This is a genomic window from Idiomarina aquatica, assembly GCF_003987185.1.
GTDB lineage: Bacteria > Pseudomonadota > Gammaproteobacteria > Enterobacterales > Alteromonadaceae > Idiomarina > Idiomarina aquatica.
This window is the reverse complement of record NZ_PIPS01000001.1, coordinates 1,288,320-1,305,819: the sequence shown is the minus strand read 5'-3', so window position 1 is coordinate 1,305,819 and position 17,500 is coordinate 1,288,320. Positions and strand designations below refer to the sequence as shown.

General features: G+C 52.2%; 16 protein-coding genes and 1 riboswitch. Of the genes, 13 read left to right on the top strand and 3 right to left on the bottom strand.

The window, feature by feature from the left end; all coding sequences use genetic code 11:
- Window positions 1-50 precede the first annotated feature (50 nt).
- Window positions 51-207: riboswitch (molybdenum cofactor riboswitch) on the top strand.
- From moaA to modC, 9 genes are all read left to right on the top strand, one after another.
- Entirely contained in the window at window positions 196-1,173 is a 978-nt protein-coding gene (gene moaA / locus CWE23_RS06035) for a GTP 3',8-cyclase MoaA (RefSeq protein WP_105305382.1), read from the top strand. Its footprint overlaps the riboswitch before it by 12 nt.
- Window positions 1,174-1,175: 2 nt before the next feature.
- Window positions 1,176-1,766, top strand: coding sequence for a molybdenum cofactor guanylyltransferase (gene mobA / locus CWE23_RS06030; protein ID WP_126819752.1), 591 nt, complete (start codon window positions 1,176-1,178; stop codon window positions 1,764-1,766).
- Window positions 1,744-2,250, top strand: coding sequence for a molybdopterin-binding protein (locus CWE23_RS06025; protein WP_241970538.1), 507 nt, complete (start codon window positions 1,744-1,746; stop codon window positions 2,248-2,250). The genes mobA and CWE23_RS06025 overlap by 23 nt, the downstream gene beginning before the upstream one ends.
- Window positions 2,251-2,268: 18 nt before the next feature.
- A complete protein-coding gene (gene moaC, locus CWE23_RS06020) occupies window positions 2,269-2,760 on the top strand; it encodes a cyclic pyranopterin monophosphate synthase MoaC (protein ID WP_105305385.1) in 492 nt (163 codons plus the stop codon).
- Window positions 2,761-3,009 (top strand): MoaD/ThiS family protein, encoded by a 249-nt coding sequence (locus CWE23_RS06015; protein WP_126819750.1) that lies wholly within the window; start codon window positions 2,761-2,763, stop codon window positions 3,007-3,009.
- A gap of 5 nt (window positions 3,010-3,014) precedes the next feature.
- On the top strand, window positions 3,015-3,461 hold the full coding sequence (gene moaE / locus CWE23_RS06010) for a molybdopterin synthase catalytic subunit MoaE (RefSeq protein WP_126819749.1): 447 nt from the start codon (window positions 3,015-3,017) through the stop codon (window positions 3,459-3,461).
- Window positions 3,462-3,467: 6 nt separating this feature from the next.
- Window positions 3,468-4,226 carry a molybdate ABC transporter substrate-binding protein gene (modA, locus tag CWE23_RS06005; RefSeq protein ID WP_126819748.1) on the top strand — a complete coding sequence of 253 codons (759 nt, stop codon included), beginning with the start codon at window positions 3,468-3,470 and terminating at the stop codon, window positions 4,224-4,226.
- A complete protein-coding gene (gene modB, locus CWE23_RS06000) occupies window positions 4,223-4,912 on the top strand; it encodes a molybdate ABC transporter permease subunit (RefSeq protein ID WP_105305389.1) in 690 nt (229 codons plus the stop codon). Before modA ends, modB begins: the two co-directional genes overlap by 4 nt.
- On the top strand, window positions 4,899-5,951 hold the full coding sequence (modC, locus tag CWE23_RS05995; RefSeq protein ID WP_157982913.1) for a molybdenum ABC transporter ATP-binding protein: 1,053 nt from the start codon (window positions 4,899-4,901) through the stop codon (window positions 5,949-5,951). Before modB ends, modC begins: the two co-directional genes overlap by 14 nt.
- Here modC and moeA read toward each other — a convergent pair.
- Both moeA and narL read right to left on the bottom strand, forming a co-directional pair.
- On the bottom strand, window positions 5,948-7,171 hold the full coding sequence (gene moeA / locus CWE23_RS05990; RefSeq protein ID WP_126819747.1) for a molybdopterin molybdotransferase MoeA: 1,224 nt from the start codon (window positions 7,169-7,171) through the stop codon (window positions 5,948-5,950). The genes modC and moeA overlap by 4 nt on opposite strands.
- A complete protein-coding gene (gene narL / locus CWE23_RS05985) occupies window positions 7,171-7,821 on the bottom strand; it encodes a two-component system response regulator NarL (RefSeq protein WP_105305392.1) in 651 nt (216 codons plus the stop codon). The genes moeA and narL overlap by 1 nt, the downstream gene beginning before the upstream one ends.
- Before the next feature lie 203 nt (window positions 7,822-8,024).
- On the opposite strand from narL, the gene CWE23_RS05980 reads away from it, so the two are divergent.
- A complete protein-coding gene (locus CWE23_RS05980; protein ID WP_126819746.1) occupies window positions 8,025-9,302 on the top strand; it encodes a nitrate/nitrite transporter in 1,278 nt (425 codons plus the stop codon).
- A gap of 61 nt (window positions 9,303-9,363) precedes the next feature.
- Here the strand turns inward: CWE23_RS05980 and CWE23_RS05975 are convergent, their stop codons facing one another.
- Window positions 9,364-11,142: an ATP-binding protein gene (locus CWE23_RS05975; protein ID WP_105305394.1), complete on the bottom strand. Its 1,779-nt coding sequence runs from the start codon at window positions 11,140-11,142 to the stop codon at window positions 9,364-9,366.
- A 327-nt stretch (window positions 11,143-11,469) separates the two neighbouring features.
- Between CWE23_RS05975 and CWE23_RS05970 the strand changes: the two genes are divergently transcribed.
- From CWE23_RS05970 to narJ, 3 genes are read left to right on the top strand one after another with little or no spacing between them, the layout of a single operon-like run.
- Window positions 11,470-15,189, top strand: a complete 3,720-nt coding sequence (locus tag CWE23_RS05970) for a nitrate reductase subunit alpha (RefSeq protein WP_126819745.1) — start codon at window positions 11,470-11,472, stop codon at window positions 15,187-15,189.
- A gap of 20 nt (window positions 15,190-15,209) precedes the next feature.
- Window positions 15,210-16,745 (top strand): nitrate reductase subunit beta, encoded by a 1,536-nt coding sequence (gene narH, locus CWE23_RS05965; protein WP_126819744.1) that lies wholly within the window; start codon window positions 15,210-15,212, stop codon window positions 16,743-16,745.
- A 4-nt stretch (window positions 16,746-16,749) separates the two neighbouring features.
- Window positions 16,750-17,493 (top strand): nitrate reductase molybdenum cofactor assembly chaperone, encoded by a 744-nt coding sequence (gene narJ, locus CWE23_RS05960; RefSeq protein ID WP_105305397.1) that lies wholly within the window; start codon window positions 16,750-16,752, stop codon window positions 17,491-17,493.
- Window positions 17,494-17,500: the final 7 nt, after the last annotated feature.

The window sequence follows — 17,500 nt, the reverse complement described above, 5'->3', positions numbered from 1 at the left end:
TCGCCCCTCCATTCAAGGGAATTTCGCGGACAGTAAACTGTGCGTAAGCTTGTTGTCACATTCGCCGAGCGACGGGATCTACGTTAACCGCCATAGTGCCGTTAATACGAACCGTGAGCCGTGGTGGGTCGTTAAACGACTGCCACCGGGTGGTACTGGAAACGGTTCCACCTCCCGACACTGGAAAGGTGACGTATGACACAACTGCAGGATCGCTTTAAGCGACGCTTTACTTATTTACGGCTGTCTTTGACAGAAAGCTGTAATTTTCGCTGTGATTATTGTCTGCCCAATGGGCCGGATTGTAGTTCACGACGCCATGAGATCAGCTTGCCGGAAATCCGTCGTCTGGTTACCGCTTTTGCCGAGCTGGGCACCACCAAAATTCGCTTGACCGGCGGGGAACCTTGCCTGCGCAAAGATCTTACTGAAATCATTGCCACCTGCAAACAAGTTCCGGGTATTGAGAAAGTCGCAATCACCACTAACGGTTATCGCTTACAGCGCGATCTACCGGAATGGCGCGATGCCGGCCTTGATGCGATTAACGTCAGTATTGATAGCCTGGATCCGGCCACGTTTCACCTCATCACCGGGCAGAACAAACTCGAACAAATCATCGATGGTATCGACCAGGCGGTCGCCATGGACTTCGCTAAGGTAAAAGTAAATACGGTGCTGCTTAAGCAGTACAACGGTGGCGAGTTACCGCAGTTTTTGACGTTCATTAAGGATCGCAATGTCGCATTGCGCTTTATTGAGCTGATGCGCACATCCGATAACGTTGACTACTATCGCCGCCATCATGTCAGTGGTCAGGAAATTAAAACGCAATTGCTGCAGCAGGGCTGGGTGCAACGTTTAAAAAGTCATAATGACGGGCCTGCGCAAGAGTTTTCTCATCCGGATTATGCGGGTCAGATGGGCTTGATTATGCCTTACAGCAAAGACTTCTGTGATGATTGTAATCGTCTACGGGTCTCGAGCCTGGGGCAATTGTTTTTGTGTTTGTTTACTGAACAGCACCAGGACATTCGTCAGTACTTACAAACCGATGATCCCGAGCCATTGATGAAGGCACTGCAGAACAACATCATGCTAAAACAGGCTACCCATGGTTTACATGATGAAAACAGTGGTGCAACGCGTCATCTCGCGATGATTGGAGGCTAGTTATGAGTGCTTCCCAGAATAGGCCGGTGGCTGGACTGCTGCTAGCCGGCGGCAAATCGAGCCGAATGGGTCAGGACAAAGCGTTACTGAGCTTAAACGGCGAAACCTTAATCAACCGCACCTGGCGCGTTCTAAAGCAGGTGCAGTGCCAGCCCGTGCTGATCTGTGGCCAGCGGCCCGGCGGAATCGCGGATATTTATCCGGGACACGGACCGTTAAGCGGTATTCATGCCGGCTTACGGGCGTTACGTACACACGTTGGCCTGTCCCGGGTGGTGGTCGTTCCGGTGGATATGCCGCGGCTGTCGAAAGCGTTATTGCAGCCGTTATTGGCGCATCCTACGTCAAAACCGGTGCATTATCAGCATGCAGCGTTACCCTGTGTGCTACCCGTGACCGATGAGCTGATGCACTACCTGCAAAACGCGCTGGTACAGGACTATGCCGACCACTCGGTGATGGCCTTGTTACGTGAGTTCAAGGCTGAGGTGATTACTGCCCCGGATGCCAACGCGATGCTGAATACCAATACCCCCGAACAATGGCAAAGACTACTCAAGGAGAATGCGAATGAGTACCGCCAAACTGTTTAAGCCGCTGAACGTGGCTGTACTGACGTTTTCGGACAAACGCGATGCGGGCAACGATACCACCGGCGATAAACTGCAAAGCTGGCTGCAGCGTGAGGGTCACAACGTGGTTCAGCGTATGGTCATTGGTCATGATAAGCACCAAATTCGGGCGCAGGTGTGTGCATTAATCGCCGCCGACGACGTTCAGGTTGTGATCACGAATGGTGGCACTGGGTTCGCCCCCGATAACGTCACTTATGAAGCCATTGAGCCATTGCTGGATAACGCCATTGACGGTTTTGGTGAATTATTTAGAGCGTTCTCATACGAGGATATTGGTTCGTCAGCGCTGCAGTCGAGAGCCTTTGCCGGGCTAACCAATAATACCCTTATCGCGTGCGTACCGGGTTCCGGTGGCGCCGCCCAGTTGGCCTGGGAAAAGTTACTGCAGCCGCAGTTGGATGCCCGACAGGGGCCGTGCAACTTTGTCGGTCATTTGCGTTAACCGGGAGCAGAATTTTACATGACACATTTAACACATTTAACCGCAGACGGCGCGGCACATATGGTTGACGTGGGCGATAAAGCGCTCACGCAGCGTACTGCGAAAGCGACCAGTACCTTACGCACCGCGAACAATGTGATTGCATTGTTGAAGCAGGCCGCAGAGAAGAAAGGCGATGTTTTCGCCACCGCACGCATCGCCGGTATTATGGCCGCTAAACGCTGCAGCGACCTGATTCCGTTATGCCACCCACTGGCATTAACGCGGGTTGAGGTGAGCTTTGATGTGCAGGAAGACGATGGTGCCATCGTGGTTTATACCGAGTGCAAAGTGAATGGCAATACAGGGGTTGAGATGGAAGCCCTGACCGCGGCCTCGGTGGCGGCCTTAACGCTTTACGATATGTGCAAAGCGGTTGACCCGGCGATGGTGATTGAGGCAACCCGGCTACTTGAGAAACAGGGCGGTAAACGCGGTCATTGGACGTTGGCGGACCATCAGGAGGCATGAATGTTAACCATTAAATTCTTTGCAGTATTACGTGAACGGCTGGCTGTCGACCAGTTACAGCTCGACATTAACAAACCCATCAGCGTGGCTAAGTTGCTGGAGCAGTTAAAAAGCCGCTCTGATAAATGGCACAGAGAACTGTCACGCTATGATTTGCTGTGTGCGGTCAATCATGAATTTGCGGAACCGACGCAGCGTGTCGGGAATGGTGACGAGGTGGCGTTATTTCCCCCGGTAACAGGTGGTTAAACAAGATGTCGGTACAGGTTGCGGTTCAAACCGAAGACTTTGATGTCGCTGATTGCTATAAAACACTGGCCAAGCACGCCAGTTGCGGCGCCGTCGCTACCTTTTCCGGCTTGGTACGCGATGACACCGGTGACCTGCAGGCACTGGAGCTTGAACACTATCCGCAGATGACCGAGAAGGCGCTGCAGGGGATCGTCGCGCAAGCACAACAACGTTGGCCGTTAGCGGCGGTTACCGTTATTCACCGGGTCGGCTATTTACGGGTTAATGAGCAAATTGTCTTTGTCGGCGTGGCCAGTGGTCACCGCGATGCGGCGTTCGCAGCCACCAGTTTCATCATGGATTATCTAAAAACCAAAGCGCCATTCTGGAAAAAAGAGCACTACGCCGAAGGCAGTCGCTGGGTCGCGGCTAAAGACAGTGACACCGTTGCTGCCAACCGCTGGGAGTAACCAGTAATGCGGCAGCGGGCGGTTTTCTTTCTGGCATTGTTGTGGGTGAGTGTGATCGCAATGGTCAACGCCGAGCCGTTGACGATCGCTGCAGCCTCAAGTTACCGACCCATCTTAGAACCTATCACGCAGGCCTATCGCGAACAGCACCAACAGGTGGTGCGAGTCATTTACGGCTCATCCGGGAAGCTGGCAACTCAGATTGCTGCTGGCGCGCCGTTTGACCTTTATTTTTCGGCGAATCCGCGGTTTATGCAGAAGCTCCGGCAACAGTTGCTGGTCGACCGGGTGCATGACGACGGCATCGGGCAGTTGGTGCTGTGGGCACCGCGCTCAAAAGCGGCACTGCAACCGGCCGACATCATGCAGGCGGAGATCCGCGTTGCAATAGCCCAGCCACGCCATGCGCCCTATGGCCAGGCGGCGTTGGGATGGCTAAAGAACCAGGGTCTCTATGAGCAGATCAAGCCGAAGCTGGTGTATGCCGAGAATGTGGCGCAGGCTGCACAAATGGTGTTTAGTGGCGCAGCTGATTTTGGTCTGGTCGCGCTGTCGGTCGTACCGTTGGATGCTCGTTCGGAAAATCAACTGCTGCAGTTACAACTTGACGACTCGCAGCGGCTGCAACAGAACCACGCAAGGGTTGCGGGCTCGGAGCAAGTTACGGCGGCGCGCGCATTCAGTCAGTTTTATCGCCAGTCACAGTTTGATGCATTAAAACAACGCTTTGGTATACAGGTACGCGCAACGGAGTTATCACCATGACAGCCCTCGACTGGCAGGCGGTCAGCCTGACCTTGAAGCTGGGATTGTACAGTACCCTCATCCTGTTATTACTGGCAACCCCGCTGGCCTGGTGGCTGGCGCGCCGGCATTCCTGGTTAAGTTCGGTGATCCAGGCCGTGGTCGCGCTACCGCTGGTATTACCGCCGACGGTACTCGGCTTTTACTTATTGATGTGGTTAGGACCATCAGGATTTGTGGGGGCTACCCTAGAATCCTTGGGGCTGGATCATTTGGCGTTCAGCTTTGAGGGGATTTTGGTGGCGTCGGTGATTTATTCTCTGCCGTTTGCGGTACAGCCGTTGGTTGAATCCTTTCGTCAGTTACCGCAAGGGCAGTTGGAAGCGGCGGCAACGCTCGGGGCTGGCTGGTGGCGTCGCTTCTGGACGTTGGTGATACCGGCCAGCCAAGGCGGCTTTTTGGTGGCGGCAACACTAAGTTTCGCTCATACGCTAGGAGAGTTTGGCGTTATTTTGATGCTCGGCGGCAGTATCCCCGGAGAAACTCAGGTTCTTTCGATTTTGATTTATGACCATACCGAAGCGATGAACTATGATGCCGCGGGTAATCTGGCGCTGGGTTTACTGGTCTTCTCGTTTACGGTGCTACTGGCCGTATACAGTCTGCAAAAACGCACGTTGGGGGGCGCGACCTATGCTAAAGGTTGATGTTTCTCTGCAACGGGCAGGTTTCCAACTGCAAGTAAAACACGCATTCTCCGGCACGGGCGTAACGGCTGTTTTCGGTCCCTCCGGCAGTGGTAAAAGCACCTTGTTGCGGGTTATCGCCGGATTGGAAACGCAGGTATCGGGTTCGGTTCAGTGGCACACAACCGACTGGCTGCAGGGGCGCAAACAGCTTAGGGCCGAACATCGAAAGGTCGCTATGGTGTTTCAGCAGCCGCACTTATTTAGCAAGAAATCGGTTATGGAGAACATTCTCTACGGTATGCCCAAACGCGGCGAAGGTGTTTTTATTCATCCGGATGAAGTGATCAAGGTACTGGGCATTAGTCCGTTGTTGCAACGTTATCCCAGTGCATTGTCGGGGGGACAACAGCAACGCGTCGCATTGGCCCGGGCGTTGCTGTCACAACCGCGTCTGCTGCTGCTGGACGAGCCAATGACGGGTCTTGATTACGCCGCCAAGCAGCAAATTTTGGCGGATCTAAAGAAGGTGCAACAACGTTTTCAGTTGCCGATGATATTCGTCAGCCATCAGTTAGACGAGGTGGTGCAGCTCGCTGATGATGTAGTGGTGATCAACCAAGGGCAGGTCGAGTCTGCGGGACCATTACAACAGCAGGTGCCACAATTGGCTGGTCATAGCGATGGGCCATTGTCAGTACTTGAGCTGGAACCGGTGGAGCAGGTGCCGCAACAAGGCCTGCAATGCTGGCGGATAGACGGGCAGTCATTGTGGCTTCCGCAAGCGCTTGAAGAGACCTCAGCTAAACAACGGTTGCTGGTTTGGGCACGTGATGTCAGTTTGGCCTTGCAACCCTTGACCGCCAGTTCGCTCAGCAATCAATTGGCCGCAAACGTGGTTGCGGTTGAGGCGGCGCGTCATGCGGCTGAAGTTATCGTCACCTTGAGCCTCGGCGACCAGCAGTTACGGGCGCTGATTACCAGAGCATCGTGTCAGCGACTGGCATTAGCGCCGGGCGTCAAGGTCATGGCAGCCTTTAAGGCTGCCGCTGTGCATTAGCGCAGGAGCTTAGAAAAGGGCAGTACGGTGACCGACTCGCCGGGTTCTACCTTGCCACGTTCTTGCTCAATAGCCGCAAAACCATTGGCAAGTTTAAGTGTGCTTAATACCCCTGAACTCTGAGAGCCAGCACTTTTCAGTTTGAGTTCGCCATGTTCATCCTGCCAGTAGCAGATGCGTTGGAAATCAGCCCGCCCCGGACGTTTTTTCAACGCTTCCGCAGACGTCGCTGACAACTGCAACGTCGCCTGCTGTTGTTCTCCGGCAAGTTTTGCCAACACCGGTTGTACCAATTGGTCCATGGTAACGGCCGCGGCGACCGGATTGCCGGGCAAACCGAAAAACCATGCCTGGTTAAGGCGGCCAAACGCAAACGGCTTACCGGGCTTCATTGCGACCTTCCAAAAGCCAACTTCGCCCAGCGCTTCAAGCGCTTGTTTGGTGTAGTCGGCATCGCCAACGGACACACCGCCACTGGTAATGATGGCGTCTGCTTGCGTACTTGCGTCAGTCAGCGCGCCTTTTATGGCTTCCAGGTTGTCGGGTAAGCGACCCAGATCCATCACCTCAATATTAAGGCGTTGCAGCATCGCCCCTATCAAGTAACGATTGGAATCGTAGATCTGACCGGACTGGAGCGGCTGACCGGGGCTGACCAGTTCGTCACCGGTAGAAAAAACCGCCACTTTTAGCGTCCGCTGCACCTCAACCTCGGCGATGCCCAGTGACGCGAGTAACCCGATATCAACCGGATTGAGACGCTCGCCCTGACCAATCACGGTCGCGCCCTGGCTAACATCGGCACCGCGCAGGCGGATGTTGTCTCCAACACGGACCGGCTCGTTAATGGTAATGCTGCCGCCATCGTCCGAGACACTGACATTTTCCTGGATGATGATGGCGTCGGTTCCGGTGGGAACCGTTGCACCGGTCATGATGCGGACACATTGTCCGGCCGCAACCGCGCCGCTATATGGGTGTCCTGCCGCAGAAGTACCCACAATCACCGGTTGGTCGCCGACCTGCGTCGAACCGGCACGAACCGCATAACCGTCCATCGCTGAGTTATCATGGCCGGGTACATCAATCGGTGACTGTATTGGTTTGGCACAAATGCGGCCAAGTCCTTGTGCCAGCGGTACGATTTCAGTTTGTACCACGCGGGTCACACGCTCAAGCATGCGTTCGACGGCTTCAGCGACGGGTATCATTGCAGACATTATTGCTCCCCTTGTTGATTCACCATCCATACGGCGGCTTCAACACGGGATCGAAGTCCTAGTTTCTTGAGAAGATGTTTAACGTGGACTTTAACGGTGCCGTCGGAGATATCGAGTTCGCGGGCAATCACTTTGTTGCTCATGCCTTTAGCGATGAGGCTCAAAATTTCGTACTCACGGTTGGTCAGCGAGCTCAACTGTGATGACGGTGATTTTGCTGGCTGTCGCAGAGCCGTAGCAAGAATTTCGGTAATCGCTTCGCTCAGTACCATTTTACCGGTAACCGCGCGGTGGATTTGTTCAAGCAGCTGTTCCGGCTCCATGTCTTTTAGTAGGTAGCCGTCGGCGCCGTTAGTAATTGCCGCCACCACATCGTCATCGGCGTCACTGACGGTAAGCATAATGATGCGCGAGGTCACGCCGGAATCGCGCAGTTTTTTCAACGTCTCGATACCGTCCATGCCCTGCATATTAAGATCCAACACAATTAAATCGGGATCATGCTGCGCCGCGAGTTCTATTGCATCTTTGCCATTACTGGCCTCGGCAACAACTTGCATGTCATCTTCCATGGCAATCAGTTGCTTCAGTCCCTTACGCAGTAACGGGTGATCATCAACTAACATGATGCTGGCCGCTTCACTCGACATGGGTCTCTCCTTGAACGTACATTTATCGTGCTTGAATAGCGTATAGGTTGCCACAACTGCGCACTAAATACATTAAAAATACCCCCTTATGGGTAGAATGTTACCCCATAAAAACTGCTAACTAACACGTAAAACGAGTTGTCCTTTGAGTGGCGTCACTGCAAAGTTTAGGGAATGTCGAAACAACTCAATAAAGTGTTGCTGTGAATAGAGAAAGTCGCTCCACGTGGCTGCAATTGCTTATCGGGATGAGCTACTGGGCGAGTTGGCCGATCATGATCGTGCTGATGTATCAAACACGCCAGTTGGGGGTCACCGATGCTTTCGTGTTGCTCGCGGTGTGCGGAGCCGGCGGGGTGCTTGCCCGTGTGATCGGTAGTTTGCTCTCGGCGCAGGCGACCGCCATGGTCAGTCGTTATCACAATCTTGCTATGCTCATTGTGGCAGCAGCGGGCTTTGTCGGTGTGGTTTATCAGCAAACCCATATGGGTATTCTGGCGCTAGCGCTTTTACTATCCGGATACCCGGCGATCATTTATGGTCGGGCATTTGACTCGAGCCTGGTTGGCACTCGTTCGGATTTAACCGGCACGTCGTTGCCGTCAGCGTGGGTGGTGGGGATTATTTTAATTTCGACCTTCCTGGCGTACTTACTGGTGCCATTGGTGGTGATGTTGCCGCTGCCGATAGAAGGCGCAGCAAAGACCTTTGTGATGAGTAGTGGCAATCTGTTTTCACGGCAACCCATCGGAGCTGCCATTACCCCGGCGAGCTTTCCGTTACTGATGGCGGTGTTATTTCTTGCTTCTTCGATTAAACAATGGCTGTTGCCAAACACTCACTTTCCATTCAAACCCATTAACCGAGTGCCGTTACGGGGTCTGCTGCTGAATAACAAGCATCTTTGGTATGTGGGCATTTTGTACAACATGACACTGGGAAGCTTTATTGGCTTTAGCTTTGTGCTGCCGATCATTCTGGAAGTCGAGTTTGGATACAGCACGCTGATGCTGGTTTGGATGGCGCCATTTCTGGGAATTCTGGCGCGCCCACTTGGCCATTGGTTGGGGCGGCTATTCGGCGGCACCCTGGTAACCCAAGTCTGTTTACTGTTGATGTCGGTGTTTGCGGCCATGGCCGCGCGACAATTCCTGCTGATGGATTACCCGCAGGATATGCGTTACTTCGATGTACTTTTTATCAGTATGATGGGGCTGGTGATCAGTTCGGCAATGGCTAACGGCTCGGTTGTGGTGACCTTACATAAGGTATTTCCGTTAGCTTACGTAAACCGGGTCTTATCCTGGGTTGGCAGCGTGGCTTTTATCGGCGCGGTTTATTTGCCGCTTAGGTTTTTACTGGCATGGGAAGAACAGGGCTTTGCCAACGTTATGTTTGAAATCGCCGTGTTCTTTGTGCTCGGTTTTATCGCCAATTACATTATTTATCTGCGCCGGCACGGTGAGTTTTATAACCCGTAATAATCTGCCGGACAGACCCGGACTAGCCCGGCAAACGACTGCAACACACGATTGCGACCACTTATTGCAACAAGTAGTCCGGCGTGAAGCGGAACCAGACAATGGTCCCGCCTTCTTCCCGCTGACGCATTTCGAGTTCACCACCGAGGTTTCGGCTTCGTTCCTGCATAATCGCCAGACCGTAGTGATTGAGCTTCTCAGCATTTTCGGGAATACCAATACCGTCATCACTGATGGTCAGTTCAATGTCGGATCCCGCCGGTTGTGTCAGGGTAATATGCAAATGCTCACCCTGACTGTGGTTGACCGCGTTTTGACTGGCTTCACGAATGATCTGCAGCAAGTGAATTTCTTCGTGAGGTGCCAGTGGAATGTCATTCAGACGGTAGTCTAATTGCACTGCCAGATCGCTTTGCTCAGACAGCTGTTTCACCGTCGTTTGCAAAGCGTTGTACAAGCCTGAACCATCAACTTTCAGGCGGAACGTGGTAAGCAGTTCGCGCAACTGTTTGTAAGCCGAGTTAAGACCTTCGCGGAGTTCGGTAGACACGTCATCAATGACCGCCCGGTCTTGTTTCTCGACGGCCTTTTGTAACCGTGTAACCTGTATTTTCAAATAGGATAATGCCTGCGCCAGGGAGTCATGAAGTTCGCGTGCAATGACCGTGCGTTCATGCATCAGTGCCAGGCGCCGGACTTGTTCTTCCTCGGTTTTTAAACTCTGTGACAGTGCCAATTGATCGGCCGTCGAGCTCATCAGCTGTTGTTGCCAGCCTTCTAACTGGGTGCCGGGTTCGCAACGGACAATCAATACGCCATACTCTTGATCTTCCCGTTTTAAGACAAACCGGTAGACCATCTTATCGTCAATAATAGAAGCACCGGCGCCCGCCTTGATACAGGTCGCGCAACTTTGGCTGCTACAAGGCTCTTTCGAGGTCGGCCGCGGCTGTAATTGTAAAAACGGACGGCTGCCTTCTTCGGTCAACAGACACAGTTCGATATCGTCGACTTCGCCAACTTCATAGAGACGCTCAATGACGTCTTGATAATTGGCATAATCGTAGCTGTGGACAATGATCGAGCGTGCGGTGTCGTAGAGAAACGACAGCACCTTGTTTTTTCTACTCAGTTCCGCGGTTTGTTGTTCAACCCGGCGCTCTAAGCCGCCATAAAAGTAACTGACGGTGTCCGACATTTTATTCAATGCGTTAGACAACTGGCCAATTTCGTCGTTGGATTCAATGTGCGCGCGAGCAGTAAAGTCACCTTGAATCAACCGTCGGCAAACACTCATAACATGGTTCAATGGCTCATCGATGCGCCGGCGCAGGATATACAGCAGGAAGAAAAACACCGCCACGATAATAAAGGCGGACACCGCCAGGGCGCCCCTCACCAGGGTCATGCGCTGCTCGGATTTATGTTGCAGCGCCAATACAAAGCTTTGCAGCTGCTCAACATAATCCTTTACCGACGTATAACTGATCGGCTCGGCAGCAGATAACTGTCGTTCGATACGTTGCCAGTGCTGCCGAGCGGTAACCGCGATGGTGGAGGCGTCGGAAGCGGGATCGTTGGTGTGAAATTCAAGCAAGGGGTGCTGCCAGCGCTGATTAATATCACCACTGATGCGCTCGACTTCGTCGGTGTTGCTGGCCTGGTCGGCTGCTAATAACTCAAACGCGAGCATCCGGTGCATACCGGCGGCATTAATGACAGCGGCATCCTTTTCTGATTTTTCCAGCAGCAGAAAACCGGTGAGTGCCGAACCGCTGGCAACAATAACGATAAGGGCGAGTGAAACCCGAAAAAGATTGATAATGGATGTTGTTCTCATACGCCTATGGCAATCCTGCTCCGAAACTCTGCAGCGCAAAATACATGTAAGTGGAATGTATATTAACAGACGACGAGAGGCTAAGTAACTTTGGGCTACCCCTTTTTTATCGAAAATAGTGGGTAATGAAAACCACTCTCAATTGGAAAAAATAAAACTATTAATAATCAATAGCTTAAAAAACTACCCTCATCTCCCAAAAGGGGTATTTTTGATACCCCTATTCGCTTTTCGAGGCAATTACCCTACTGGCTTTACGTGTTTTGATCGAGCAAACTGCCGGTCATCTATTGAACTAGCTGTTAGGCGTAGACTGGGAGTCTTAATATGAGTCGTCTACTCGAAAAACTGCGTTTCTTCAAAACGCATAAAGAATCTTTTTCTGATGGTCACGGTGTGACTACGGATGAAGACCGTACGTGGGAACAAGGGTACCGCCAGCGTTGGCAGCACGACAAAATCGTGCGCTCTACCCATGGCGTTAACTGTACCGGTTCCTGTAGTTGGAAAATCTATGTCAAAGACGGACTGGTCACCTGGGAAACTCAGCAAACGGACTATCCGCGGACGCGTCCTGACCTGCCGAACCATGAGCCGCGGGGCTGTCCTCGTGGGGCAAGTTATTCTTGGTATATCTACAGTGCCAACCGTCTGAAATACCCTAAAGTACGTCAGCAACTGATGACGCTATGGCGTGAGGCCAAAGAAAAGCATAAGGATCCGGTAAAAGCCTGGGAATCCATTGTCACCGATCCAAAAAAAGCGAAAAGTTATAAGCAAGCCCGTGGTATGGGTGGTTTTGTTCGTGCTGACTGGAAAGAAGTGAATGAAATCATCGCCGCGTCAAACGTTTACACCGCCAAAACCTACGGACCAGACCGTATCAGCGGCTTCTCACCGATCCCGGCGATGTCGATGGTGTCTTACGCTGCCGGCGCCCGTTATTTGTCATTGATCGGTGGTAACTGCCTGAGTTTCTACGATTGGTACTGTGACTTACCGCCAGCTTCACCGCAAGTATGGGGTGAGCAGACGGACGTACCGGAATCCGCTGACTGGTATAACTCAAACTACATTATTGTCTGGGGTTCGAACGTCCCTCAAACACGTACACCGGACGCGCACTTCTTAACGGAAGTTCGTTATAAAGGCACCAAAACCTGTGTCATCACGTCGGATTACTCGGAAGCATCAAAATTTGGTGATACCTGGTTAGCACCGCGTCAGGGTACGGACTCGGCACTGGCAATGGCATTTGGTCACGTTATTCTGAAAGAGTTTTACGTGAATAAGCAAAGCCAGTATTTCCACGACTACGTCACTCGCTACACCGACATGCCGATGTTGGTGATGCTGGAGCCGGGTGAAAAAGTTCTGAATCAGGGCCGTTTCCTACGTGCTGCTGACTTGGTTGACAATTTGGGCGAAGAAAACAACCCAGACTGGAAAACCATTGCCATAAACAGCAAAGACCAACGTCTGACCAGCCCGAACGGTTCGATTGGATATCGCTGGGGCGAGAAAGGTAAGTGGAACCTGGAGCAGAAAGACAAACAAGGTGAGCTGGATCTGCAATTGTCGTTGAAAGACAACCATGACGAAGTGGTTGAAGTCGGCTTCCCATACTTCGGCAGTGCGCCGCACGAGTATGAGTACTTCCAACACACCGAACATGACGAAGTTCAGGTACGCAAAATTCCGGCTAAAAAAGTTGAGCTGGCCAACGGCGAAACCGCATATGTCGCGACGGTATTTGACCTGATGTTGGCGCAGTATGGCGTTGATAACGGCATTAACGATGAAAATCGCGCTAAAGATTACAGCGATAACGTACCTTACACGCCGGCATGGCAGGAGCACATCACTGGCGTTAAACCAGAAGATGTCATCCGTGTGGCGACAGAGTTCGGCCGCAACGCCGATAAGACCAAAGGCCGTTCCATGGTGATTGTCGGTGCAGCAATCAACCACTGGTATCACATGGACATGAGCTATCGTGGCCTGATCAATATGTTGATGATGTGTGGTTGTATCGGTCAATCCGGTGGTGGCTGGGCACACTATGTTGGCCAGGAAAAACTGCGTCCGCAAACCGGCTGGCAGCCGCTGGCCTTTGGATTGGACTGGCAGCGTCCGCCGCGCCACATGAACGGCACCTCGTTCTTCTACAACCACTCAGATCAGTGGCGCTACGAAAAGCTTGATATGAGCGAAGTGGTATCACCGCTGGCCAATAAGGATAAGTGGAACAGCACTATTCTTGATTACAACACCCGTGCTGAACGTATGGGCTGGCTACCGTCGGCACCGCAGTTGGGAACCAACCCCCTGGGTCTGGTTAAGGCTGCCGAGAAAGCGGGCATGGATGTTAAAGACTACATCGTCGATCAGTTGAAGAAAGGTGAGCTTAAGTTTGCCTGTGAGCAACCGGACGATCCGAAGAACTTCCCGCGCAACCTGTTTATCTGGCGTTCAAACCTGCTCGGTTCATCCGGTAAAGGGCATGAGTACATGCTGAAGCACTTACTGGGTACTAAGCACGGTCTGCTGGGCAAAGACCTCGGTGATTTTGGCGGTAAGAAGCCGGAAGACGTGGAATGGGTTGATGAAGCGCCGGAAGGAAAAATCGATCTACTGACCACACTGGATTTCCGTATGTCGACCACGTGTTTGTATTCAGACATCGTGTTGCCGACGGCAACCTGGTACGAAAAAGACGACATGAATACCTCGGATATGCATCCGTTTATTCACCCGTTAACGGCGGCCGTTGATCCGGTTTGGGAAGCACAGTCGGACTGGGACATCTTTAAAGGTATCGCCAAAGACTTTTCGCGCATCAGTCAGGGGCACCTGGGTGTTGAGCAGGATGTTGTGACCGTACCGTTACAACATGACTCGCCGGGTGAGCTGGCACAGCCATACGGTGGTAAAGCATGGTGGAAAGGTGAAGTCGAAGCCATTCCGGGTAAAACCATGCCAAACATTACTGTGGTTGAGCGTGACTATCCGAACACTTATCACCGTTTCACCTCGTTGGGTCCGTTGATGGACGAACTGGGTAACGGCGGTAAAGGCATTAACTGGGATACCAAAGAAGAAGTGGCGTTCCTGGGCAAGCTGAACCGCACGCACGTTGAAGAAGGTGTCAACAAAGGTCGTCCGAAGATCGAAACGGCGATTGATGCCTGTGAAACCATCTTGTCACTGGCACCGGAAACGAACGGTCACGTTGCCGTAAAAGCATGGGCTGCACTGGGCGAACTGACAGGACGCGATCACACTCATTTGGCGAAGCCGAAAGAGGAAGAAAAGATCCGCTTCCGCGATATCGTGGCGCAACCGCGTAAGATCATTTCGTCACCGACCTGGTCAGGTCTGGAAGATGAACATGTCTCTTATAACGCCGGTTACACCAACGTACACGAGCTGATTCCATGGCGTACCATTACCGGACGTCAACAGTTCTATCAGGATCACGAGTGGATGCGTGACTTTGGTGAAACGCTGTGTGCGTACAAGCCACCGATTAATCTGAAAACAGTGGCTCCGGTGCTGAACAAGCGCCAGAACGGCAATAAAGAGATTGTACTGAACTGGATCACGCCGCACCAGAAGTGGGGTATCCACAGTACTTACTCCGACAACCTGTTAATGCAAACCCTATCGCGGGGTGGCCCTATTGTGTGGCTGAGTGAGATCGATGCGAAGGCAGCGGGTGTTGAGGATAACGACTGGATCGAAATCTTTAACGTTAACGGTTCAATATGTGCCCGAGCGGTTGTATCTCAGCGTGTACCAGAAGGTATGAGCATGATGTACCACGCTCAGGAACGTATCTTGAACATGCCTGGATCTGAGCTGACAGGTACCCGTGGTGGTATCCACAACTCAGTAACGCGTGTCGTGATGAAGCCAACCCACATGATCGGTGGTTACGCACAACAGGCATACGGCTTTAACTACTACGGGACAGTAGGCTGTAACCGCGATGAATTCGTGGTGGTCCGCAAGATGGACAAAGTCGACTTCCTGGATACTGAATAAATCGGAGTGAGGACAACACGATGAAAGTAAGAGCTCAAATTGGCATGGTGCTGAATTTGGACAAGTGTATCGGCTGTCATACTTGCTCCATCACCTGCAAAAACGTCTGGACCTCGCGTGAAGGGGTCGAGTATGCCTGGTTCAATAACGTTGAAACCAAGCCGGGTATCGGTTTCCCGAAAGAATGGGAAAACCAGGATAAATGGAACGGTGGTTGGTCGCGCAATAAAAAGGGCAACCTGGAACTTAAGATTGGTAGCAAACGCCGAGTGCTGGCGAACATCTTTGGTAATCCGGATTTACCTGAAATTGACGACTATTACGAGCCGTTTGATTTTGATTATCAACACTTACACACGGCAAAACCGAGTAAACATCAGCCGACCGCGCGCCCGCGGTCACTGATCACCGGTAAACGCATGGAAAAAATCGAATGGGGTCCTAACTGGGAAGAAATTCTTGGCACCGAGTTCGAAAAGCGTAAAAAAGATAAAAACTTCGATGACGTTGTACAGAAGGACATTTACGGCCAGTTCGAAAAAACCTTCATGATGTACTTGCCACGTCTGTGTGAGCACTGTCTGAACCCTGCGTGTGTCGCAGCTTGTCCATCCGGTGCCATTTACAAGCGTGAAGAAGACGGCATTGTCTTGATTGATCAGGACAAGTGTCGTGGTTGGCGGATGTGTGTATCAGGCTGCCCATACAAGAAAATTTACTATAACTGGAAAACCGGTAAGTCCGAAAAGTGTACGTTCTGCTACCCGCGTATCGAAGCCGGTCAGCCGACCACCTGTTCAGAAACGTGTGTTGGCCGTATCCGTTACTTAGGCGTGTTGCTTTACGATGCCGACCGAATCGAAGAGGCGGCAAATACACCAAACGAGCAGGATCTGTACGAAGAGCAGTTAGGTATCTTCCTTGACCCGCACGATCCGGAAGTGCAGGAAGCAGCGCGTAAAGAAGGTATTGCTGAAAACTGGATTAAAGCGGCACAGCGCTCGCCGGTTTACATGATGGCGATGCAGTGGAAAGTCGCACTGCCATTGCACCCTGAATACCGGACCTTGCCAATGGTTTGGTACGTACCGCCGCTGTCGCCGATTCAAAGCGCAGTAGAAGCCGGTCATGTGGGCATGGACGGAGAAATTCCGGATCTGAAGTCGCTGCGTATTCCGCTGCGTTACCTGGCCAACTTGCTGACGGCGGGCGACGAGAAACCGATCATTCGGGCGCTGGAACGCATGATTGCTATGCGCTCCTACATGCGCTCACACCATGTTGATGGCGTGGAAGACCTGAATGTGCTGAAACAAGTCGGCTTGAGTAAAAATCAGGTTGAAGAAATGTACCGTTACATGGCTTTGGCTGATTACGAAGATCGTTTTGTGATTCCGACCAGTCACCGCGCATACGCCGAAAATGCGTACGACATGAAAGGCGGCTGCGGCTTTAGCTTCGGCAACGGCTGTAGCGATGGCAATAACGGTGTGAACTTGTTTGGCGCGAAGAAGCAAACCGTCCGCCAGGTCATCCCTGTAACGATGAAGGAGTAATCAGATGCAAGTTTTACAGGTTATTTCTTTATTACTGGACTACCCGAAACCCGAGCTGATTGAGGCTCGGGCAGAACTTGAAGGGTTGATTGAGCAGTCCACTCTGGCCGCTAACGACAAAGCCGCGCTATTGGAATTTTTACACAGTCGCTGCGAGATGCGGTTGATGGACTGGCAGTCGGAATACGACAGCTTGTTTGAGCGCGGCCGGGCATTGTCATTGCTGCTGTTCGAACACGTCCATGGTGAATCTCGTGACCGTGGTCAGGCGATGGTTGATTTAAACAATCAATACAAACAGGCCGGGTTGGAATTGGGCGTTAAGGAACTGCCCGATTATATCCCGCTGTACCTAGAGTTTTTATCAACACAAGGCGACGACAACGCGCGTCTGGGCTTGGAAGAAGTGGCGCATATTTTGGCACTGCTTACGGCTCGTCTGGAACAGCGTGGCAGTAACTACTCACTGTTGTTTGAAGTGCTGTTGCATGCGTCAGGCATCGACATCGATCTCGATGATGTGCGCCGCCAAATTGCGGATGAAAAACGTGACGATACGGCGAAAGCGTTGGACAAAGTCTGGGAAGAGGAAGCGGTTACCTTTACCGGTACGGATCAAACCCAGGGGTGCCCAACCGCACAACATCGTCCGTCAGAAAGCCAGCGCCGCGATCAGTTTGTGCCGTTGAATACGGATGAGCTGTTGCAGTCAGGCAACGCACAGCCACGCAAAGTTTCAGGGATTTAAGGAGAGC

Coding starts and splice junctions, on each gene's coding strand:
- moaA (WP_105305382.1), top strand. CDS start 196: ATGACACAACTGCAGGATCGCTTTAAGCGACGCTTTACTTATTTACGG.
- mobA (WP_126819752.1), top strand. CDS start 1,176: ATGAGTGCTTCCCAGAATAGGCCGGTGGCTGGACTGCTGCTAGCCGGC.
- CWE23_RS06025 (WP_241970538.1), top strand. CDS start 1,744: ATGAGTACCGCCAAACTGTTTAAGCCGCTGAACGTGGCTGTACTGACG.
- moaC (WP_105305385.1), top strand. CDS start 2,269: ATGACACATTTAACACATTTAACCGCAGACGGCGCGGCACATATGGTT.
- CWE23_RS06015 (WP_126819750.1), top strand. CDS start 2,761: ATGTTAACCATTAAATTCTTTGCAGTATTACGTGAACGGCTGGCTGTC.
- moaE (WP_126819749.1), top strand. CDS start 3,015: ATGTCGGTACAGGTTGCGGTTCAAACCGAAGACTTTGATGTCGCTGAT.
- modA (WP_126819748.1), top strand. CDS start 3,468: ATGCGGCAGCGGGCGGTTTTCTTTCTGGCATTGTTGTGGGTGAGTGTG.
- modB (WP_105305389.1), top strand. CDS start 4,223: ATGACAGCCCTCGACTGGCAGGCGGTCAGCCTGACCTTGAAGCTGGGA.
- modC (WP_157982913.1), top strand. CDS start 4,899: ATGCTAAAGGTTGATGTTTCTCTGCAACGGGCAGGTTTCCAACTGCAA.
- moeA (WP_126819747.1), bottom strand. CDS start 7,171: ATGTCTGCAATGATACCCGTCGCTGAAGCCGTCGAACGCATGCTTGAG.
- narL (WP_105305392.1), bottom strand. CDS start 7,821: ATGTCGAGTGAAGCGGCCAGCATCATGTTAGTTGATGATCACCCGTTA.
- CWE23_RS05975 (WP_105305394.1), bottom strand. CDS start 11,142: ATGAGAACAACATCCATTATCAATCTTTTTCGGGTTTCACTCGCCCTT.
- CWE23_RS05970 (WP_126819745.1), top strand. CDS start 11,470: ATGAGTCGTCTACTCGAAAAACTGCGTTTCTTCAAAACGCATAAAGAA.
- narH (WP_126819744.1), top strand. CDS start 15,210: ATGAAAGTAAGAGCTCAAATTGGCATGGTGCTGAATTTGGACAAGTGT.
- narJ (WP_105305397.1), top strand. CDS start 16,750: ATGCAAGTTTTACAGGTTATTTCTTTATTACTGGACTACCCGAAACCC.